The organism is Brachybacterium ginsengisoli (genome assembly GCF_002407065.1).
Lineage (GTDB): Bacteria > Actinomycetota > Actinomycetes > Actinomycetales > Dermabacteraceae > Brachybacterium > Brachybacterium ginsengisoli.
The window spans coordinates 1886028-1905235 of sequence record NZ_CP023564.1 but is presented as its reverse complement, the minus strand read 5'-3'; the positions used below and the strand labels follow the sequence as shown (position 1 = coordinate 1905235).

At 70.4% G+C, this 19208-nt stretch carries 18 protein-coding genes, 1 tRNA gene, 1 other RNA gene and 1 pseudogene; 10 read left to right on the top strand and 11 right to left on the bottom strand.

Features of this window, described 5'->3' with window-relative positions:
• Positions 1–7: 7 nt before the first annotated feature.
• The 3 genes from CFK41_RS08475 to CFK41_RS08465 form a co-directional block, all read right to left on the bottom strand.
• Positions 8–1345, bottom strand: coding sequence for a glutamine synthetase family protein (locus CFK41_RS08475; protein ID WP_096799260.1), 1338 nt, complete (start codon positions 1343–1345; stop codon positions 8–10).
• Positions 1346–1465: 120 nt separating this feature from the next.
• Complete coding sequence (locus tag CFK41_RS08470) at positions 1466–2149, bottom strand: hypothetical protein (protein ID WP_096799259.1); 684 nt, start codon at positions 2147–2149, stop codon at positions 1466–1468.
• Positions 2150–2275: 126 nt separating this feature from the next.
• Positions 2276–2824: a hypothetical protein gene (locus tag CFK41_RS08465; RefSeq protein ID WP_151904713.1), complete on the bottom strand. Its 549-nt coding sequence runs from the start codon at positions 2822–2824 to the stop codon at positions 2276–2278.
• A 157-nt stretch (positions 2825–2981) separates the two neighbouring features.
• Here CFK41_RS08465 and panB point away from each other — a divergent pair, with 157 nt between their 5' ends.
• Complete coding sequence (gene panB / locus CFK41_RS08460) at positions 2982–3809, top strand: 3-methyl-2-oxobutanoate hydroxymethyltransferase (protein ID WP_227873265.1); 828 nt, start codon at positions 2982–2984, stop codon at positions 3807–3809.
• 30 nt (positions 3810–3839) lie between these two features.
• On the opposite strand, the gene CFK41_RS08455 is transcribed toward panB, so the two are convergent.
• Complete coding sequence (locus tag CFK41_RS08455; protein WP_096799258.1) at positions 3840–4049, bottom strand: hypothetical protein; 210 nt, start codon at positions 4047–4049, stop codon at positions 3840–3842.
• Between the two features lie 37 nt (positions 4050–4086).
• Here CFK41_RS08455 and map point away from each other — a divergent pair, with 37 nt between their 5' ends.
• Together map and ppgK are read left to right on the top strand one after the other, a co-directional pair.
• Positions 4087–4974 (top strand): type I methionyl aminopeptidase, encoded by an 888-nt coding sequence (map, locus tag CFK41_RS08450; RefSeq protein WP_096799257.1) that lies wholly within the window; start codon positions 4087–4089, stop codon positions 4972–4974.
• A 127-nt stretch (positions 4975–5101) separates the two neighbouring features.
• Positions 5102–5941, top strand: coding sequence for a polyphosphate--glucose phosphotransferase (gene ppgK, locus CFK41_RS08445; protein ID WP_096799256.1), 840 nt, complete (start codon positions 5102–5104; stop codon positions 5939–5941).
• Between the two features lie 42 nt (positions 5942–5983).
• Here the strand turns inward: ppgK and rnpB are convergent.
• An RNA gene (rnpB, locus tag CFK41_RS08440) (RNase P RNA component class A) lies at positions 5984–6346 on the bottom strand.
• Positions 6347–6472: 126 nt separating this feature from the next.
• Here rnpB and CFK41_RS08435 point away from each other — a divergent pair.
• A complete protein-coding gene (locus CFK41_RS08435) occupies positions 6473–7252 on the top strand; it encodes a YaaA family protein (RefSeq protein WP_096799255.1) in 780 nt (259 codons plus the stop codon).
• 49 nt (positions 7253–7301) lie between these two features.
• Here the strand turns inward: CFK41_RS08435 and CFK41_RS08430 are convergent, their stop codons facing one another.
• The 3 genes and pseudogenes from CFK41_RS08430 to CFK41_RS08420 form a co-directional block, all read right to left on the bottom strand.
• Positions 7302–8183, bottom strand: coding sequence for a Nif3-like dinuclear metal center hexameric protein (locus tag CFK41_RS08430; RefSeq protein ID WP_096799254.1), 882 nt, complete (start codon positions 8181–8183; stop codon positions 7302–7304).
• A gap of 2 nt (positions 8184–8185) precedes the next feature.
• Positions 8186–8644: a Fe-S cluster assembly sulfur transfer protein SufU gene (gene sufU / locus CFK41_RS08425; protein ID WP_096799253.1), complete on the bottom strand. Its 459-nt coding sequence runs from the start codon at positions 8642–8644 to the stop codon at positions 8186–8188.
• Positions 8641–9919: pseudogene (locus tag CFK41_RS08420) on the bottom strand (aminotransferase class V-fold PLP-dependent enzyme). The gene sufU and the pseudogene CFK41_RS08420 overlap by 4 nt, the downstream one beginning before the upstream one ends.
• 120 nt (positions 9920–10039) lie before the next feature.
• Between CFK41_RS08420 and CFK41_RS08415 the strand changes: the two are divergent.
• Positions 10040–10360 carry a hypothetical protein gene (locus CFK41_RS08415; protein ID WP_227873264.1) on the top strand — a complete coding sequence of 107 codons (321 nt, stop codon included), beginning with the start codon at positions 10040–10042 and terminating at the stop codon, positions 10358–10360.
• A gap of 7 nt (positions 10361–10367) precedes the next feature.
• On the opposite strand, the gene CFK41_RS08410 is transcribed toward CFK41_RS08415, so the two are convergent.
• From CFK41_RS08410 to CFK41_RS08400, 3 genes are all read right to left on the bottom strand, one after another.
• Positions 10368–11486 carry an acyltransferase family protein gene (locus CFK41_RS08410; protein ID WP_169928804.1) on the bottom strand — a complete coding sequence of 373 codons (1119 nt, stop codon included), beginning with the start codon at positions 11484–11486 and terminating at the stop codon, positions 10368–10370.
• 270 nt (positions 11487–11756) lie between these two features.
• Positions 11757–11830 (bottom strand) — tRNA-Val (locus CFK41_RS08405).
• A gap of 37 nt (positions 11831–11867) precedes the next feature.
• Positions 11868–12287, bottom strand: a complete 420-nt coding sequence (locus CFK41_RS08400) for a DUF3052 domain-containing protein (RefSeq protein WP_096799251.1) — start codon at positions 12285–12287, stop codon at positions 11868–11870.
• Between the two features lie 308 nt (positions 12288–12595).
• Between CFK41_RS08400 and aceE the strand changes: the two genes are divergently transcribed.
• From aceE to CFK41_RS08375, 5 genes are all read left to right on the top strand, one after another.
• Positions 12596–15340 carry a pyruvate dehydrogenase (acetyl-transferring), homodimeric type gene (gene aceE, locus CFK41_RS08395; protein WP_096799250.1) on the top strand — a complete coding sequence of 915 codons (2745 nt, stop codon included), beginning with the start codon at positions 12596–12598 and terminating at the stop codon, positions 15338–15340.
• Positions 15341–15457: 117 nt separating this feature from the next.
• Positions 15458–16405, top strand: coding sequence for an ACP S-malonyltransferase (locus tag CFK41_RS08390; RefSeq protein WP_096799249.1), 948 nt, complete (start codon positions 15458–15460; stop codon positions 16403–16405).
• A gap of 1 nt (position 16406) precedes the next feature.
• On the top strand, positions 16407–17408 hold the full coding sequence (locus CFK41_RS08385; protein WP_096799248.1) for a beta-ketoacyl-ACP synthase III: 1002 nt from the start codon (positions 16407–16409) through the stop codon (positions 17406–17408).
• Positions 17409–17565: 157 nt separating this feature from the next.
• Positions 17566–17814: an acyl carrier protein gene (locus CFK41_RS08380; protein ID WP_096799247.1), complete on the top strand. Its 249-nt coding sequence runs from the start codon at positions 17566–17568 to the stop codon at positions 17812–17814.
• A 74-nt stretch (positions 17815–17888) separates the two neighbouring features.
• Entirely contained in the window at positions 17889–19130 is a 1242-nt protein-coding gene (locus CFK41_RS08375) for a beta-ketoacyl-[acyl-carrier-protein] synthase family protein (RefSeq protein ID WP_096799246.1), read from the top strand.
• Positions 19131–19208 lie beyond the last annotated feature (78 nt).

The following is a 19208-nucleotide window of genomic DNA, read 5'->3' as shown; positions in this document are numbered from 1 at the left end:
GCCTCCCTCAGACCCGGCTGAAGGTGGAGCGCAGCTCGTGATCGGTCACCTGCTCGCGATAGCGCTGCCACTCCTGCCGCTTGTCCCGCAGGAAGAACTCGAAGACCTGCTCGCCGAGGGTGCTCGCCATCAGCTCCGAGCCCTCGAAGGTCTCGAGCGCGCGGAAGAGGTCGGTGGGAAGCGGCTCGATGCCCATCGCGAGGCGCTCGCGCTCGGTGAGGTCCCAGACCGCGTCCTCCGACCCCTCCGGCAGCTCGTACTCCCCCTCGATCCCGGCCATCCCGGCCGCCAGCAGCACCGAGAACGCGAGATAGGGGTTCGCCGAGGAGTCCAGACCGCGGAACTCGACGCGCGAGCTGGTGCCCTTGGTGGGCTTGTGGAAGGGGACCCGGACCAGGGCCGAGCGGTTGTTGTGCCCCCAGCAGATGTAGCTCGGGGCCTCCTGGGCGCCCCAGATCCGCTTGTAGGAGTTGACCCACTGATTGGTCACGGCGCTGTACTCGGGCGCGTGGCGCAGCAGGCCGGCGATGAACTGCCTCCCCAGCTTCGAGAGCCCGTACTCGGCGCCCGGGGCGTGGAAGGCGTTCTTGCCGCCCTGGAAGAGCGAGAGGTGGGTGTGCATCCCCGACCCCGGCTGGTCGATCATCGGCTTCGGCATGAAGCTCGCGACCTGCCCCATCGACAGCGCGACCTCCTTGACCACCGTGCGGAGGGTGAGGATGTTGTCCGCGGTGGTGAGGGCGTCGGCGTAGCGCAGGTCGATCTCGTTCTGCCCCGGTCCGTTCTCGTGGTGGGAGAACTCGACCTGGATGTTCATGGCCTCGAGGTGCTGGATCGCGGCGCGCCGGAAGTCCTGGCCCTGCCCGCGATGGACATGGTCGAAGTACCCGGCGTTGTCGATCGGCACCAGCGGCTCGCCCTGTCGATAGGGCTTCTCGAAGAGGTAGAACTCGATCTCGGGATGGGTGTAGAACTCCAGCCCCTTCTCCTCCGCACGGCCCAGCGCCTCGCGCAGCACGCGTCGGGGATCCGCGGCCGCGGGCTCGCCGTCCGGCGACAGCACGTCGCACATCATGCGGCCGGTCGCATTGGTCTCCCCGCGCCAGGCCAGCAGCTCGAAGGTGGCGGGATCCGGCCGCAGCAGCATGTCGGACTCGAAGCTGCGGGTGAGCCCCTCGATCGTGGAGCCGTCGATGCCGATGCCCTCGGTGAAGGCCTCCTCGAGGTCCGAGGGGGAGATCGCGATGGACTTCAGAGTGCCCGCGATGTCGCTGAACCACAGCCGGATGAACCGCACGTCCCGGTCGGAGACGGTGCGGATGACGTCGTCGTGGAGATGTCCCATGGACACAGTCTGCCTCAGGTCAGCGCGCCGCCGGGGTCGCCGAGCACCCGGACACGAGGCCGCCCCGGTGCCCACCGCGTGGTGGATGCCGGGGCGGCCTCGGATCGGGAGCTGGTCGGATCAGACCTTGCTGCCGTCGATGTACCACTTGCCGTCGCTGGCCTTGATCATGGTGACCCCGGCGTCCGACCCCATCAGGGTCGCGCCGGCGGTGCCGTCACCGTTGTCCACGCCCTCGATCATCGAGCGGTCGAGCATCTCGGCCATCTCGGGATCGATCTCGCCGTTCTCGGCCTCGCCTTCGAAGCCCTCGGCGCATCCGGAGAGCGCCGCGCCGGAGAGCGGCTCGTTGGTCATCGGGTTGGTGATGAGGCTGCAGGCGGCCTCGCCGTCCTTCGCGACGGCGGCCTGCATGAACTCGTAGTACACATCGCCCACGGCGGTGAGGTCCTCCTCGGAGAGAGGCTCCGAGGACGCCGCCTCGTCGGCGCCCTCGTCGGAGGCACCCTCGCCAGCTGCGGAGCCCTCGTCCTCGGCGCCGTCCGCGGCCTCCTCCTGGGCGCCCTCGCCGGCGTCCTCGGCTTCGCTCTCCTCCGCGTCGGTCTCCTCGGTGCTCTCCTCGTCCTTCCCGGACTCGGTGTCGTCACCACCCTTGTCGTCCTCTTCGGAGCTGGTCCCGCCGGTGTCCTGCTCATCGTCGCCGCCGGGGATCAGGCCGCCGCATGCGGCGGTGCCGGCGACGAGCGCCAGGGCCCCCAGCCCCGTAGCGGCTCCCCGGACGGTCCTGCGCATGATCGAAGTCATCGTGTGTTCTCCCTCTGATGTCATGGTGTCGGATCGACACGCACCCTCTGTCGATGGTCCTTACCTTTTCACAGGTCGCGCCCCGCGTCACTGGGGAGTTCTCCCCATGAGCTGGAGGTCCGTGGATCAGAACGGGATGACGAGGTACCACCGGCCGTCGTCGCCGGGTGCCATCGGGATGTCCAGGTCGTTGCCGAGCACGCTGAGGGCGACGGTTCCGTCCCCGGTGTCCTCGGCCTCGACCATCGAGGCGTCCATCGAGTCGAAGGCGCCGGGATCGACGAGGTCGGAGCGTCCTCCGAGCTCGGACTCCACGCCGTCCACGCACTCCTGGAGCCGATCACCCTCCGGGGCGGCTCCGGTGGTGGGGTCCAGGACCATGCCGCAGGCGGCCTCCCAGTCACCGTCGTCGAGCACCTGGAGGATGTCCACGAATCGAGCGGAGGCCGCATCGAGCTCGTCGCGGCTGAAGGGGCTGTCGCCGCCGCCGTCGCTCGCCGTGCCGCTCTCCTCCGGGTCGGTGCTCCCGCTGTCCGACGGATCGGCCTCCTGCGCGGTGCCGGTCTCCGACGGCTCGTCCCCCTCGTCGTCGGTGCAGGCCGTCGCGCCGACCAGCAGCGCTGCGGCCGCCAGGGCGGAAGCGGCACCTCGCAGGACCATGCGCGTCGTGGTCATGACCGCCCTCCTCACAGGTCGCCGTGCGATGCAGGGCACCAGAGTGGCATATCCGCGCCGCTGGTGGCGGCCATCCTGCCCGCGCCACGACCGGTCGGCGGGCGACGATAGGCTGGGTCGGCATCCCCGTCGTCCCGTTCACCGCCAGGAGCATCCTGTGAGCACTGAGTCCACCCCCGGCACCGCCGGACCGGCGAAGATCCGGCTTCGTCACCTGCAGCTGGCGAAGCAGCAGGGGCGCCCGTTCTCGATGCTCACCGCCTACGACCAGTTCTCCGCGCAGGCCTTCGAGGCCGCCGGCGTGGAGGTGCTCCTGGTGGGCGACTCGGTGGGAACCACGGTGCTGGGGCACACCTCCACCACCTCCACCACCCATCAGGACATGCTCACCTTCACGGGCGCCGTCGCGCGCAGCGTGACCCGTCCGCTGGTGGTCGCAGATCTCGCGTTCGGGACCTACGAGAGCGGCCCGGCCGAGGCGCTGCGGCACGGCGTGGAGCTCGTGCGCGCGGGCGCGGAGGCGGTCAAGCTCGAAGGCGGCGCGGAGATCACCGCACAGGTCCGCGCTCTGGTGGATGCCGGGATCCCGGTGCTCGGGCATCTGGGCTTCACGCCGCAGTCCGTCAACTCCCTCTCGGGTCACCGGATCCAGGGGCGGGACGAGGCCTCGGCGCGGAAGCTGCGCGAGGACGCGCTCGCGCTGCAGGCCGCCGGGGCATCGGCGATCGTCCTCGAGCTCGTGCCGGCGGCCGTCGCCGCCGAGGTGACCGCCGCGCTGGACGTCCCCACGATCGGCATCGGCGCCGGCCCGCGGTGCGACGGCCAGGTGCTGGTGTGGCAGGACATGGCGGGCCTCTCCGGCTTCCGTGGGAAGTTCGTCAAGGCCTTCGCGGATCTGCGCGGACAGCTCGAGCAGGCCGCCCGGGAGTACCGGGCCGAGGTGGGCGAGCGCGCCTACCCCGGACCCGAGCACTCCTTCGACTGAGGACTCACGTCCGAGCAGGCCCTCGCGCGCTCAGCTCGTGGGCGTCGTGCCGGAGCCGTAGTCCTCCCAGTCCTGGTTCTCCTCGTCCCAGGACTTGTTGCGCTCGGCCGCGGTGCTCAGCGCACGGGAGGCCTCCTCGCGGGTCGCGTACGGACCCATCAGCTCCGTGCCGGAGGACTGCTGCCCCTCCTCCACGGCGCCGGTGCTGACGTTGTAGTAGAACTGCGTGCCCTCGGTCACGTCGGTCTCCTTCGTAGTCGGTGAGAGACTGGTGAGCATGACTGTAGAGCAGGAATGGATCCGTCCTGAAGGACGCGCGGAGCTCGTGCCCGGCACGATCGGCCCCCGACGCAGCGTGCCCGCCGCGATCGAGCGCCCCGAGTACGTGGGCAGGGACGAGGCCGTCTCGGACACCGGGCCGTACGTCCAGAGCGCGGATGTCATCGCCCGCGTGCGCGAGGCCTCCCGCATCGCCGCGCTGGCGCTCCAGGCCGCCGGCGAGGCCGCGCAGCCCGGCGTGACCACCGATCACATCGATGCGGTCGTCCACGACGTCCTCCTGCAGAACGGCGCCTACCCGTCCACGCTCGGCTACCTGGGCTTCGAGAAGTCCTGCTGCACGAGCCTGAACGAGGTCATCTGCCACGGCATCCCCGACTCCACCGTCATGGAGTCCGGCGACATCCTCAACGTCGACGTCACCGCATACCTGCACGGGGTCCACGGGGACTGCAACGCGACCTTCCTGGTGGGCGACGTCCACCCGCGCGCCCAGGACCTCGTCGAGAAGGCATACGACGCGATGATGCGCGGCGTGAAGGTGGCCCGCCCGGGCCGCGAGGTGAACGTGATCGGACGGGTCATCGAGAAGTTCGTGGCCCGCCACGGGATGGAGTCGGTGCAGGACTACACCGGCCACGGCGTCGCCGAGGGCTTCCACAACGGCCTGATCATCCCCCACTACGACTCGGCGCCGATGTTCGACGACATGATCGAGGAGGGCATGACCTTCACGATCGAGCCGATGGTGACGCTGGGATCGCAGGCCTGGGAGCAGTGGGACGACGGCTGGACCGTCGTGACGAAGGACCGCTCCTTCTCCGCCCAGTTCGAGCACACCATGCTGATGACCGCCGACGGGCCCGAGCTGCTCACGGTGGTCTGAGCCCGCAGGCTGAACACCGCGTCGCGACCGAGAGGGCGCGGGTATCCTGGGCCGCCGTGAGCACCGTCGCTGTCGGTGCCCCACCTGCAGGGCGATCCCTCGCCCGCCACGGCACACAGGAGATGCGATGAGCAAGAAGGCCTTCGGGATCGACATCGGCGGGAGCGGCATCAAGGGCGCCCCGGTGGATCTGTCCACCGGCGAGCTCGCCGCGGACCGGGTGCGGATCGCCACCCCCCAGCCCTCCACCCCCGACGCGGTCGCGGACACCGTCGCCGAGCTGATCCGCTCCTTCGACCTCGACGCGGACACTCCCGTGGGCGTCACCTTCCCGGCCGTGATCCAGGCCGGCGTGGCGCTGACCGCCGCGAACGTCGACAAGTCCTGGATCGGCACCGACGTGGACGCGCTGCTCACCGAGCGCACCGGGCACGACGTCTTCGTGGTCAACGACGCCGACGCCGCCGGGATCGCCGAGATGAAGTTCGGCGCCGGCCGCGGCACCTCCGGCGTGGTCATGGTGATCACCCTCGGCACGGGCGTGGGCAGCGCGACCTTCGTCGACGGCACCCTCGTGCCCAACACCGAGCTGGGGCACCTGCTGCTGCACGGGGACGACGCCGAGCACTACATGGCCAGCTCCGTGCGGGAGAAGGAGGACCTGGACTGGGAGACCTGGGCCGGCCGTCTCCAGGAGTACTTCGCCCACGTGGACTTCCTCTTCAGCCCCACCCGCATCATCGTGGGCGGCGGGGTCTCCAAGAAGCATCAGAAGTTCCTGCCGCTGCTGGATCTGAACACCGAGATCGTGCCGGCGAAGCTGCGCAACGAGGCCGGGATCGTGGGCGCTGCCGTGATGGCCCATCGTGAGGAGAAGGCGCTCCAGAAGGCCGAGAGGAAGTCCGCCGAGAAGGCGGAGAAGAAGGCGTCCAAGAAGGAGCAGGCCGAGCGCGGCGCCGCGAAGTAGGGCGTCGGCGCGCCGCCTCCCGCACCCTGGAGGGTGCGGGGGCGGACCAGCCGGCCTGTAAGCCGGGTTCTGTGATCGGCAGCCATCCTTCTCGGGTCGCCGTTGCCGACGACCTCCAGCGGTCCACCCGGGAACTCGGGCCGGCGCCCTCGAACGTTCCCTGTCTGACCTTGCTCCCGGTGGGGTTTACCGTGCCGACCTCGTCACCGAGGCCGCGGTGGTCTCTTACACCACCCTTTCACCCTTACCGCCGCGCCCCGAGGGGTGCGGCGGCGGTCTGCTCTCTGTGGCACTGTCCCGCGGATCACTCCGGGTGGGCGTTACCCACCACCGTGCCGGATGGAGCCCGGACTTTCCTCGGCCCCGGAGCCGGAGCTCCGAGGACGCGGCTGCCCGGCCGACTGGTCCGGGAGCATCCTACGTCGCCGCGCGGTGCGCGCTCCCCCGGTCCTCCGCTCCTTAGCGACGACGTGCGCAAGGTCTCCCCGGACCGATCCCGGCCCGTGCGGCCCGAACGCCCAGAATGGACGGATGCTCATCCTGCTGCCGCCCTCGGAGACGAAGACCCGCCCCACGGAGGTCGACGGCGCGCCCCTGGATCTGGAGACGATGTCCCTGCCGCAGCTCGGCGAGGCACGTCGCACCGTGCTGCGTGCCGCCCAGCGCACGGCCGCCGGGCCGGAGGCGGCCGACCGACTCGGCGTCCCCACCTCCGCTCCGGAGCTGGTGGGGCGCATGCTGCACCTCGACCAGGAGCCGACCGCCGCACCGCTGGCGGTGTACTCCGGGGTCCTCTACGACCAGCTCACGAGCGATCTCGCCCCAGCCGAGGACCGTCAGGTACGGATCCAGAGCGCGCTGTTCGGGCTGGTCGACGCCTTCCACGACCGCATCCCCGCGTATCGGCTCTCCTCCGGCTCCACGCTCTCGCGTCTGGGGAAGGCGGGATCGTGGTGGGGTCGCCAGCTCCGCCCCCTCGCGCCGGGGCTGCTCGCCGAGCAGGCCCGGGGCGCCTCTCCTCTGGTCATCGACTGCCGCTCCGGCGGGTACCGCTCGATGATGTCGCTGCGGAGCGGTGACGGGGTGCGCGTGCTCGAGGTGGCGCCGGTGCAGGAGCGCTCCGGGGTGCGCAAGGTGATCTCCCACGACGCCAAGCGCTATCGCGGCCTCGTCACGCAGGTGCTGCTGGAGGCGGACCAGTCCCCGGCGACGGCGCAGGAGGCGAGAGAGATCGTCGGTGACGGGCTCGGAGACGGCCTGCAGGTCGAGCTCGACGGCGATCGCCTGGTCGTGGTCGACCGCGTGGGCTGAACGCTCCGGCGGAGCCGCCTGACGACCCAGGAGTCGACCGACGCGGAGCTCAGCCCGCCCGGCCGCCCCAGGGGTCCGTCGTGTGCGCGCTGAGGTGCACCTCGAGACCGGGCACGGCCGAGGTGAGCAGCTCCCGCGCGAGCGGGAGCCAGAGCGCCTCGCTCGCGGCGTGCGGGACGTCGATCAGCGCCGGCACGGCCGCCGGATCGGCCGCGGATTCGAGATGTTCGAGCGCCGGATGATGGCGCAGGTCCGAGGTGATGTAGACATCCGCCCCGGTGTCGACGGCGGCGTCGAGGAACGAGTCCCCGGCTCCGGGACAGACGGCCACCGTGCGCACCTCGCGGGCCGCGTCGCCGGTGTGCAGGATCCCCTGGGCCGTGGCGGGCACCTCCGCGGCGATCGCCGCGGTCAGCGCGCCCACGGTCGTCGGCTCCGGCAGCGTTCCGACCGCGCCGAGGCCGAAACGCTCCGAGCCGTGGGCGGCCGCGGCCGATGGCTCGCCCGGCAGCAGCGGGCGGGCGTCCTGCAGATCCAGCAGCGAGAGCCACGCGCCGACGGTTCCGCGGGTGGAGCGGTCCACATTGGTATGGCCGCACCACAGCGCGGTGCCGTGGCGGAGGAGGTGGGTGACCACGGCCCCCTTGCCGTCATCGGCGGGCAGGAAGTTCGCTCCGCGCAGCAGCAGCGGGTGGTGGGTGATCAGCAGATCCGCCCCGAGCTCGACCGCCTCACGGGCCACGGCCACGGTCGGATCCACCGCGAGCAGGACCCGGCTCACCGCGGCCGCGCGCTCCCCCAGCACCAGCCCCACCCGGTCCCAGGACTCGGCCCAGTCCAGCGGATAGGCCGCCTCGAGGACGCCCAGGACCGAGTCGACGCTCGCCCCGGCGGCGGAGGGATCCTGAGGACTCCTGTGTACGTCGGCCATGGTCATGCCCCCAGGGCGCGGGTCTCGATCAGCGCGGCCTGGTAGGCCTTCCACGGCATCAGCACGCACTTCACGCGTGCCGGGAACTTCGCCGCTCCCACGAGCGCGACCCCGTCGCCGATGATCTCCTCGTCGCCCTCGAGGCGACCGCGGGAGCGCATCACCTCGTCCACATGGGACTGGACCGGCTCGATCTCGGCGACGGACCGCCCGATCAGCAGGTCCGCCATGATCGAGGCGGAGGCGCGGCTCATGGCGCAGCCGATCGCGTCGTAGGAGACGTCCTCGATCCGCTCCGTGCCGTCCTGGGAGAGCTGGAGACGCAGGGTGATCTCGTCACCGCAGGTCGGGTTCACGTGATGGACCTCGGCGCCGAAGGGCTCGCGCAGCCCTGCGTGGAGGGGGCGCTTGTCATGCTCGATGACCAGCTCGGTGTACAGGGAGGAGAGAGGGCTGCTCATGAGAAGGACCTGAAGAACTCGACGGTGTGGGCGACGCCGGCGACGAGGGCGTCGACCTCGTCGGCGGTGGTGTGGACGGAGAAGCTGGCGCGGGTGGTGCCGTGCAGCCCGTAGCGGCGGTGCAGGGGCCAGGCGCAGTGGTGGCCCACGCGCACCTCGAGGCCGAGCGAGTCCAGTACCTGGCCGACATCGTGCGGGTGGCGACCGGCGACGTCGAAGGCCACCGCTCCGGCACGCTCCGGGCCGGCGGCGGGCCCGATGATGCGCACGCCGTTGAGGGCCGCGAGACCGGTCAGGGCGCGCTGGGTGAGCGCCTGTTCATGCGCGGCGACCTGCTCCATGCCGAGCGTGTCGAGGTAGTCGCAGGCGGCGGCGAGCCCGACGGCCTGGGAGATCGGCGGGGTGCCGGCCTCGAAGCGGGCGGGCGGCTCGGCGTAGGTGCTGTGGTCCATGTGGACGACCTCGATCATGGAGCCGCCGGTGAGGAAGGGCGGCATCTCGGCGAGCAGCTCGTAGCGGCCCCACAGCACTCCGATGCCGGTGGGGCCGAGCATCTTGTGCCCGGACAGCGCCACCAGGTCGACCCCGAGCGCGGCGACGTCGAAGGGCATGTGCGGGGCGGACTGCGCGGCGTCCAGGACGGTCAGGGCGCCGACGGCCCGGGCCGCCTCGACCAGCGTCGTCACGGGATTGATCGTGCCGAGCACGTTGGACTGATGCGTGAAGGCGACGACCCTTTGTGCGGCTCGTGATGAGATCGTCGAGCCCGCTGAGGTCGAGGGTGAAATCCTCCGCGAGCGGGATCCAGCGCAGGGTGGCCCCGGTGCGGCGAGCCAGCTCCTGCCAGGGCACGAGGTTCGCGTGGTGCTCCATCTCGGTCACGAGGATCTCGTCGCCCTCGCGCACCCGCAGGCGCTCCGGGGTCGAGGAGTCGCCGCTGCCCAGCGAGTGGACCACGAGGTTCAGCGCCTCGGTCGCGTTGCGGGTGAAGACCACCTCGTCCGGCGAGGGCGCGCCGAGGAAGTCGGCGATGCGTTCCCGGGCTCCCTCGTAGGCGTCGGTCGCCTCCCCCGCCATGCGGTGGGCGCCGCGCTTCACGGCGGCGTTGGCGTGGGTCAGGAAGTCCACCTCGGCGTCGATGACCTGACGCGGACGCTGCGAGGTGGCACCCCCGTCGAGATAGATCATCGGGGTCTCCGGATCGAGCATCCGGGACAGGATCGGGAAGTCCGCCCGGATCGCCTCGACGTCGAACTCTCTGCGGGGTGCACTCACCAGGGCGATTCCTCCTACGCTCGGGCCGGGACCGGCTGCGCGAGATGCGGAGCGGGCCGGTCATGACGGCCCTGCCAGTATAGGAACCGTCCAGGCGGCGTGACGCGGGCATGAGACTCTGTGAACACCACCGCGGATCAGCCCGCGGGCCGCCGGTCCCGCTCGTCGGCGACCACCCGACCCTCCGGAGGCAGCGCCATCGACACGCTCATCCTGTTCGCCCTCTTCACAGCGATCCTGATCTCCGTGGTCGTCCTCATCGGCCGCCTGCTCGTGCGCCGTCGCGCCCAGCGCGAGGAATGGGAGGCGAACGGTCGCCCCGAGCCGGTGCCGCGCACGGCCGAGGAGAAGGAGCGCGACCGACGCATCGCGATCACGTGGGGCTGTCTAGTGATCGCCGTGCCCGTCGTGCTCATCCTGCTCTACACCGTCACCCGCTGAGGGCGGGTCAGGGCTTCGAGGGGACCTTCCCGGCGTCGCGCCGGGCCTCCAGAGCTCTCATCCGGTCCACCAGGCTCTGCAGCAGATCCACCGCGCGTCCCAGGGTCGCGCCGAGCAGCCACGCCCAGAACCGGCGGGAGGCCGGGTGCCGCTCGACGAGACGGTGCAGCGCGTAGGCGAGGATCAGCACGAATCCGACCACCGCGGCGTACGCCACCCACTTGTTCGACTCGGTCGCGAAGGTGTCCAGCAGCATGTAGCCGATGTGGGCGTGCAGCAGGTAGATGGGATAGGTGAGCCCGCCGGCGGTCGCCGAGCCGGGCAGTCGCAGGGACCTCACCTTCGGGCTCAGCGTCGTCATCATCAGGAGGAAGACCAGGGTCTTCAGCAAAGAGTCGGTGGTGATCTCGAGATCGGAGATCGGGATGTACGCGGCCAGCAGGCCGGCCGCCCGGTAGGCGCTCCAGCCGCTCTCGGCGATGGAGCAGATGATCGCGCCCGCCGCGAACCAGACGAAGTAGCCGCCGAGGTAGGGGACGTCATCCGCCAGGCGCGGGGACATCATCGTCACGTAGAGCATCAGCATCGCCCAGGCGGGCATCAGCGCGGCCACCCGGTTCCCCTGGCCGAACAGCACCAGCGCGAACACCATGACGTAGAACTGCAGCTCGTACAGCAGCGTCCAGTAGACGCCGTCGACATAGGGCTGACCGAGCAGCGAGGGGATCATGGTGAGGTTCACGAGCACCTGCTGAGGCGTCACCCCCATCCGCTCCCCGCCGAGGACCAGGGCGAAGAAGGTGGTGATCCCCACGGCCACCCAGAACGCCGGGTAGAGGCGCAGGGCCCTGCCCACCGCGAACTGCCGGGCGGTCTTGCCCCGCACCGAGGCGGTGATCACGAAGCCGCTGATCATGAAGAAGAGGTTCACGCCCAGATGCGCGTGCTCGGCGATCCGCGCGATCGGCTCATGCGAGATGCTGCCGACCTTGCCGTTGTTGATCCCGTTGTAGAGGTAGTGGAAGCCCATCACCGAGATCGCGGCGAGCAGCCGCAGATAGTCGATGATCTCCACCCGTGCGCGCGAGGCTGCACGGGGGACGGTGGGCGCTCCGGTCTCGGACATGGGGAGCATCTTCGCACGCAGCCGGGCGGCATCGCGGGAGCCGGGAGCGGCGCGCTGGCACAGGGCGCGCGCCGCCCCACCGGCTGACGAGGAGGAGCTTCGCCCGCTGAGGGTGCTCCCCGTCGGAACGATGCAGGGGCAGGTCATGGCTGGGGCAGGTCATGCAGAGTCTGTCGGCGCAGCGGTGCGTCGCCTCCGTGGCCGCGCCCTGCGGACAGAGCCGAGAAGGTCCCCGACCTCCTGCGGGAGGACCGGGGACCTTCGTCGAGGTGGGTCGTGAGGGGCTCGAACCCCCGACCTTCTGGGTGTAAACCAGACGCTCTGACCAGCTGAGCTAACGACCCGGGCGGCGATCCGCCCCCACGACCGTGGTGACCGTGGTCAGCTGGTGCGGCTGGCCAGGCGGGTGCCCGTCCAGTCCGGTGCCAGGCTCACGGAGCTCATGACCCGGAGACCGGCGATGCCGGCGCTCTCCTGGATCTCACCGGGCATGACGTGGCCGTCACGACCCGCCTTGGGGGTCATCACCCACACCGGGGCTCCGGCGTCGATGTTGCGCAGGGTGTCCACCATGGCGTCGGTGAGGTCACCGTCGCCCTCGCGCCACCACAGCACGACGGCATCCACGATCTCCTGGGTGTCCTCGTCCTCGAGCTCGCCGTCGATGAGGTCCTCGATGGCTTCACGGAGATCGAGATCGACGTCGTCGTCGTAGCCGATCTCCTGCACGATCTGACCCGAGGTGAGGTTCAGCACCTCGGACAGGGAGCTGGACGAAGGGGCGTCGGCCGACGGTGACAAGAAAGGACTCCTTACGAACGGGGGTGTTGCAGTGCGCGCCGCGAGCACGAGGACATGAGGTCCGGTGCCTGGCGGCGCGCGCATGAGTCTATGTCACGCAACACTCGTGTGCATCACGGGAGGGGTGCCCCGGGCGCCGGAGCCGGGGGCGCGAGTGTCCTGCGTGTCACAGATGCGGAGGGAGTGTGAAGGTCCCGCGTGGCCACGGCGACGGTAGGCTTTGCTGCACCGAGGCCGAGGAGCCGGGCCCACCGGCGTTCCACAGCTCCCACGGCCGGTCCGTCGCCTCCCGTAGAGAGAAGGACAGTGTGACTTCGCACGAGACTCCTCGTCCCATCGGCATCAATCTGCCGAGCCACGCCCAGGACCCGGATCCTGAAGAGACCCGGGAATGGCTGGATTCGTTCGACGGCCTCGTCGAGCAGCGCGGCGCCGACCGCGCCTCCGAGATCGTCCAGAGCCTCATCCAGCATGCGCGCGAGGAGGATCTGCACCTCCCGGACTCGCTCACCACGGATTACGTGAACACGATCTCCGCGGAGCAGCAGCCGGAGTACCCCGGCGACCTCGAGCTCGAGAAGGAGCTGCGCAACATCAACCGCTGGAACGCGGCGATGGTCGTGCACCGCTCCCAGCGCCCCGGCGTCTCCGTCGGCGGCCACCTCTCGAGCTACGCCTCGATCGCCACCATGTACGAGGTGGGCTTCAACCACTTCTTCCGCGGTCGCAACCACCCCGGCGGCGGTGACCACGTCTTCTTCCAGGGCCACGCCTCCCCCGGCATCTACTCGCGCGCCTTCATGATGGGCCGCCTCGGCCAGGAGGACCTCGACGGCTTCCGCCAGGAGGTCTCCAGCGAGCACGGCATGCCCTCGTACCCGCACCCGCGGGCGATGCAGGACTTCTGGGAGTTCCCGACGGTCTCGATGGGCATCGGCCCGGTCGCCGCGATCGAGCAGGCATCCTTCGACCGCTACCTCGACAACCGCGGCCTCAAGGACACCAGCCAGCAGCACACCTGGGCGTTCCTCGGAGACGGCGAGATGGACGAGGTCGAGTCCCGCGGCGCGCTGCACATCGCCGCCAAGGAGCACCTGGACAACCTCACCTTCGTCGTCAACTGCAACCTGCAGCGCCTCGACGGCCCCGTCCGCGGCAACGGCAAGATCATCCAGGAGCTGGAGAGCCAGTTCCGCGGCGCCGGCTGGAACGTCATCAAGGTGATCTGGGGCGCGGGCTGGGATCCGCTGCTCGAGCAGTCCACCGACGGCGCGCTCATCGACCTGATGAACGCCACCCCGGACGGCGACTACCAGACCTACCGCGCGGAGAACGGCGGCTTCATCCGCGACAACTTCTTCGGGCGCGACCCGCGCACCAAGGCCCTCGTCGAGGACATGTCCGACGAGGACATCTGGTGGAAGCTCAACCGCGGCGGCCACGACACCAAGAAGATCTACGCAGCGTTCAAGCAGGCCACCGAGCGCAACGGCAAGCCCACCGTGATCCTCGCCCACACCGTCAAGGGCTACCGTCTGGGCAAGAACTTCGCGGGCCGCAACGCGACCCACCAGATGAAGAAGTTCACCCTCGAGGACCTCAAGGCGCTGCGCGACACCCTGCGCATCCCGGTCAGCGACGAGCAGCTCGAGTCCGGCAGCGTCTACGACGCCCCGTTCTACCTGCCCGAGGCCGATTCGCCGGTCATGACGTACCTCAAGGAGCACCGCGCGGCCCTCGGCGGTCCGGTCCCCTCGCGCCGCACCGAGCACGCTCCGCTCGAGCTGCCGGGCGACAAGGCCTACGAGGTCGTCCGCCGGGGCTCCGGCAAGCAGGAGATCGCCTCCACCATGGCGCTGGTGCGCCTGCTGAAGGACCTCATGCGGGACAAGGAGACCGGCAAGCGCTGGGTGCCGATCGTTCCCGACGAGGCCCGCACCTTCGGCATGGACTCGCTGTTCCCGACGGCGAAGATCTACAACCCCGACGGTCAGAACTACCTGTCGGTGGACCGCGATCTGCTGCTGGCCTACAAGGAGTCCACCTCCGGCCAGATCAAGCACATGGGCATCAACGAGATCTCCTCCACCGCGGCGTTCACCGCGGCCGGTACCTCGTACGCCACCCATGACTTCCCGATGATCCCGTTCTACATCTTCTACTCGATGTTCGGGTTCCAGCGCACCGGCGACTTCTTCTGGGCCGCCGGCGACCAGATGGCCAAGGGCTTCGTCATCGGCGCCACCGCCGGCAAGACCACCCTCGCCGGCGAGGGCCTGCAGCACATGGACGGCCACTCGCCGATCCTGGCCTCCACGAACCCCGGGACGGTCATCTACGACCCCACCTACGGGTACGAGCTGGGCCACATCATCCGCGACGGTCTCCAGCGCATGTACGGCGAGGACGACCGCCTGCAGGAGGTCTTCTACTACATCACGGTCTACAACGAGCCGATGGTGCAGCCGGCGGAGCCCGAGGACCTGGACGTCGAGGGCCTGCTCAAGGGCATGTACCTGCTGGAGCCCAAGCCCGAGGGCGAGGGCCCCGAGGCCCAGCTGCTGGCCTCCGGCGTGGGCGTCCCGTGGGCGAAGCACGCCCAGGAGCTGCTGGCCGAGGACTGGGGCGTGAAGGCCAACGTGTGGTCGGTGACCTCGTGGACGGAGCTGCGCAAGGAGGCCCAGGAGGCCGAGAAGCACAACCTCCTGAACCCCGAGGATCAGCGGACCCCGTGGATCACCCAGCGCCTGGACGGCGTCGAGGGCCCGTTCGTCGCGACCTCCGACTACGACTTCATGGTCCCGGACATGATCCGCGAGTGGATCCCGGGCCGCTACGGCGTGCTCGGAGCCGACGGCTGGGGCTTCTCGGACACCCGTCCGGCCGCCCGCCGCCACCTGAAGATCGACGCGCACTCGATGGTCGTCAAGACCCTCCAGCTGCTCGCCAAGGAGGGCACGGTGGATCCCTCGGTGGTCCGCCAGGCCATCGACAAGTACGACCTGACGAACGTGAACGCCGGCCAGTCCGGCTCCTTCGGCGGCGAGTCCTGATCACCCCGTCGGGCCGCCCCTCCTCCGGGACGGGCGGCCCGGCGGCGCTCCACCCCTGAACCGGCCCGACTCGTGACCCGAGCGGGCCGTCCCCGTCCCCACCCTTTGGAGGTCCCCGTGCTCGCGATCGTCTGTCCCGGACAAGGGGCGCAGAAGCCCGGTTTCCTGAGCCCGTGGCGCGAGCTGCCCGGCGTCGAGGAGTCCCTGGCGTCGCTGTCCGAGGCCGGTGGCGTGGATCTGCTGCGCCACGGCACCGAGTCCGATGCGGACACGATCCGTGACACGGCGGTTGCCCAGCCCCTGCTGGTCGCCGCCGGCATCATCGCCGCCTCCTCGCTGTACCAGGGTCAGGACCTGGCTCCGGCCGATGCGATCGCCGGGCACAGCGTCGGCGAGCTCACCGCCGCGGCGCTGAGCGGGGTGCTCGGCGACGAGGACGCGATGCGCCTGGTCGCCGTCCGCTCGCAGGCCATGGCCCGTGCCGCGGCCGCCGAGCCGACCTCGATGGCGGCCGTCGTCGGCGGTTCCCGCGAGGACGTCATCGCGACCATCGAGCGCCACGGACTGCACGCCGCGAACATCAACTCCGCGGCCCAGGTGGTCGCCGCCGGGTCGAGCGAGCAGATCGAGGCCCTGGCCGAGGACGGCCCCGCCAAGGCGCGGGTCATCCCGCTGCAGGTCGCCGGTGCCTTCCACACTCCGTACATGGCCGGTGCCCGCGAGGAGCTGGCGGCCTTCGCGCCCGGCCTCCAGCCTGCGGACCCGAGCGTCCCGCTGATCTCGAACGCGGGCGGCGAGGTCGTCGCCTCCGGTGCCCGCTACCTCGACCTGATCGTCACCCAGGTCGCGTCCCCGGTGGACTGGGAGGCCTGCATGGGTGCCCTCCGCGACCGCGGCGTCACCGCGATGATCGAGGTGGCCCCGGCCGGGACCCTCACCGGCCTCGCCAAGCGCGAGCTCAAGGGCATCGCGCTGGCGAACCTCAACACGCCCGACGATCTCGAGGCGGCTCGCGCGCTGGTGCGCGAGCACGCCGGCTCCGCCGCCCCGGACCAGGAGAACTGACATGTCCCTCTCCCTCGCCACCTGGCCCACCGTCGCCGGGTCGCAGGTCCTCGCCTACGGCGCGGCGCGCGGCGACCTCGTCGTCCCCAACGACGACCTGGTCGGGCCGATCGACTCCTCCGACGAGTGGATCCAGCAGCGCACCGGGATCGTCACCCGCACCCGGGCGAGCGCCGAGGTGGGCGTGAAGGACCTCGCGCTCACCGCGGCGAAGGAAGCCGTCGAGCGCTCCGGCATCGATCTGGGGACGCTCGACGCGATCATCGTCTCCACTATCACCTTCCCCTACCAGACCCCCTCCCTGGCCACCCTGCTCGCCGGCGAGCTGGGCCGGCCGGACGTCATCGCGTACGACATCTCCGCAGCCTGCGCCGGCTTCGCCTACGGGATCGGCCAGGCCGACTCCCTGATCCGTTCCGGCTCCGCCCGCAACGTGCTGGTGATCGGGGCGGAGAAGCTCTCCGACGTCGTCTCCCCCACCGATCGCTCGATCTCCTTCCTGCTGGGCGACGGCGCGGGCGCCGCGGTCGTCGGCCCCAGCGACACGCCGAGGATCGGACCCACCGTGTGGGGCAGCGACGGCGACAGCTGGAGCACCATCCGGATGACGAACTCCCTGATCGACTTCCGCGACGGGAAGGCCGGGTGGCCCACCCTCGAGCAGGACGGCCGCACCGTGTTCCGCTGGGCCGTGTGGCACACCGCGGAGAAGATCCGGGAGATGCTCGAGAAGTCCGGGCTGACCATCGACGACGTCGACGTGTTCGTGCCCCATCAGGCCAACATGCGCATCGTCGACGAGCTCGCCAAGCAGCTGAAGCTCCCCGAGCGCGTCGTCATCGCCCGCGACATCGCCGAGACCGGCAACACCTCTGCCGCCTCGATCCCGCTGGCCACGCACCGCCTGATCGAGGAGGGCGCCGCCACGAGCGGCGACGTGCTCGTGCAGTTCGGCTTCGGAGCGGGCCTCGCCTACGCCGGGCAGGTGCTGATCCTGCCCTGACCGGGGCACGATCCGCCTGCCGGTCGTCCCGATCATCCCGACATGATTGTCAACCGCGTCACGCCGCGGCTCGGACACAATCCCCGGTGACCGATTACCGTGCAGTAGCACTAGTAGTCTGTGACCGCCACTCATCCGCACACCTGAAGGAGCACCCATGGCACACACGGAGAACGAGATCCTCGCGGGCCTCGCCGAGATCGTCAACGAGGAGACCGGTGTCGCCACCGAGGACGTCAAGCTCGACAAGTCCTTCACCGACGACCTCGACATCGACTCCATCTCGATGATGACCATCGTGGTCAACGCCGAGGAGAAGTTCGACGTCCGCATCCCCGACGAAGAGGTCAAGAACCTGGCCACCGTCGGCGACGCCGTCAAGTTCATCGAGGGCGCTCAGAACTGAGCCCCGCCTGACGCCCGGGACGATCCCGTCCCGGGCGTCGCCGTTTCGTCTGCCGCCCCGACCCGGAGGTCCGTATGTCCGCTCCCCGTTCCCGTGTCGCCGTGACCGGCCTCGGCACCGTCAACCCGCTCGGCGGTGACGTGACCTCCACCTGGGAGGCAGCCCTGGCCGGGACCTCCGCCGCGCGCACCTTCGACAACGACTGGACGGAGACCTACGGCCTGTCCGTGAACTTCGGCTGCCAGATCGTCCCCGGTGCGGTCGACTCCCTCAGCCGCCCCGAGACGCGCAAGCTGGATCCCTCGGGCCAGTACGCGATCGTGGCCGCGCGCGAGGCCTGGGCCGACGCCGGCACCCCCGAGGTCGATCCGACCCGTCTCGGCGTCGTCGTCGGCTCCGGGATCGGCGGCATCTGGACCACGCTGGACCAGTGGGACGTCGTGCGCGAGCGCGGCGCCCGTCGCGTGAACCCCTTCACCGTGCCGATGCTGATGGCGAACTCCTCGAGCGCCCAGATCTCCATGGAGCTCGGCGCCCGCGCCGGCGCCCACACCCCCGTCTCCGCCTGCGCGTCGGGCTCCGAGGCCGTGGCGCTGGGCATGGGCATGATCCGGGACGGCCGGGCCGACGTGGTCGTGGTGGGCGGCACCGAGGCGTCCATCCACCCGATGACGCTCGCCGCCTTCGCGAACATCCGCGCGCTCTCGAGCCGCACCGATGACCCGGAGCACGCCTCGCGGCCCTACGACGTGGACCGCGACGGCTTCGTGCTCGGTGAGGGCGCGGCGATCCTGGTCCTCGAGAGCGAGGAGCACGCCGCCGCTCGCGGCGCCCGCGTGTACGCCTACGCCGCAGGCCGCGGCATGGCCTCGGATGCGCACCACATCTCCGCGCCCTCGGCCGAGGGCCAGGCCCGCGCGGTGCGCGAGGCCGTGGAGGACGCGGATCTGACCGCCAAGGACATCGTCCACGTCAACGCCCATGGCACCTCGACCCCGCTCGGGGACATCGGCGAGCTCAACGCCGTCTCCGATGCACTGGACGGCGAGACCGATCAGATCGTCGTCACCTCGACCAAGTCGATGACCGGGCACCTGCTCGGCGGCGCCGGCGCGCTCGAGTCCGTCTTCTCGACGCTCGCCTCGTACCACCGCACGGTCCCGCCGACGATCAACATCGAGAACCTCGATCCGGCCACGCCCATGGCCATCGCCCAGGGCCGCACGGCAGAGCTGCCCGCGGGTGACATCGCCGTGCTGAACAACGCCTTCGGCTTCGGCGGCCACGACGTCACCGTGGTGTTCACCAGCGCCTGAGCGGCAGCGCCGCACGGCGCAGCACCGCCACCCATGACGAGGTCCGGCACACCCTCCCCGATGGAGGATGTGCCGGAC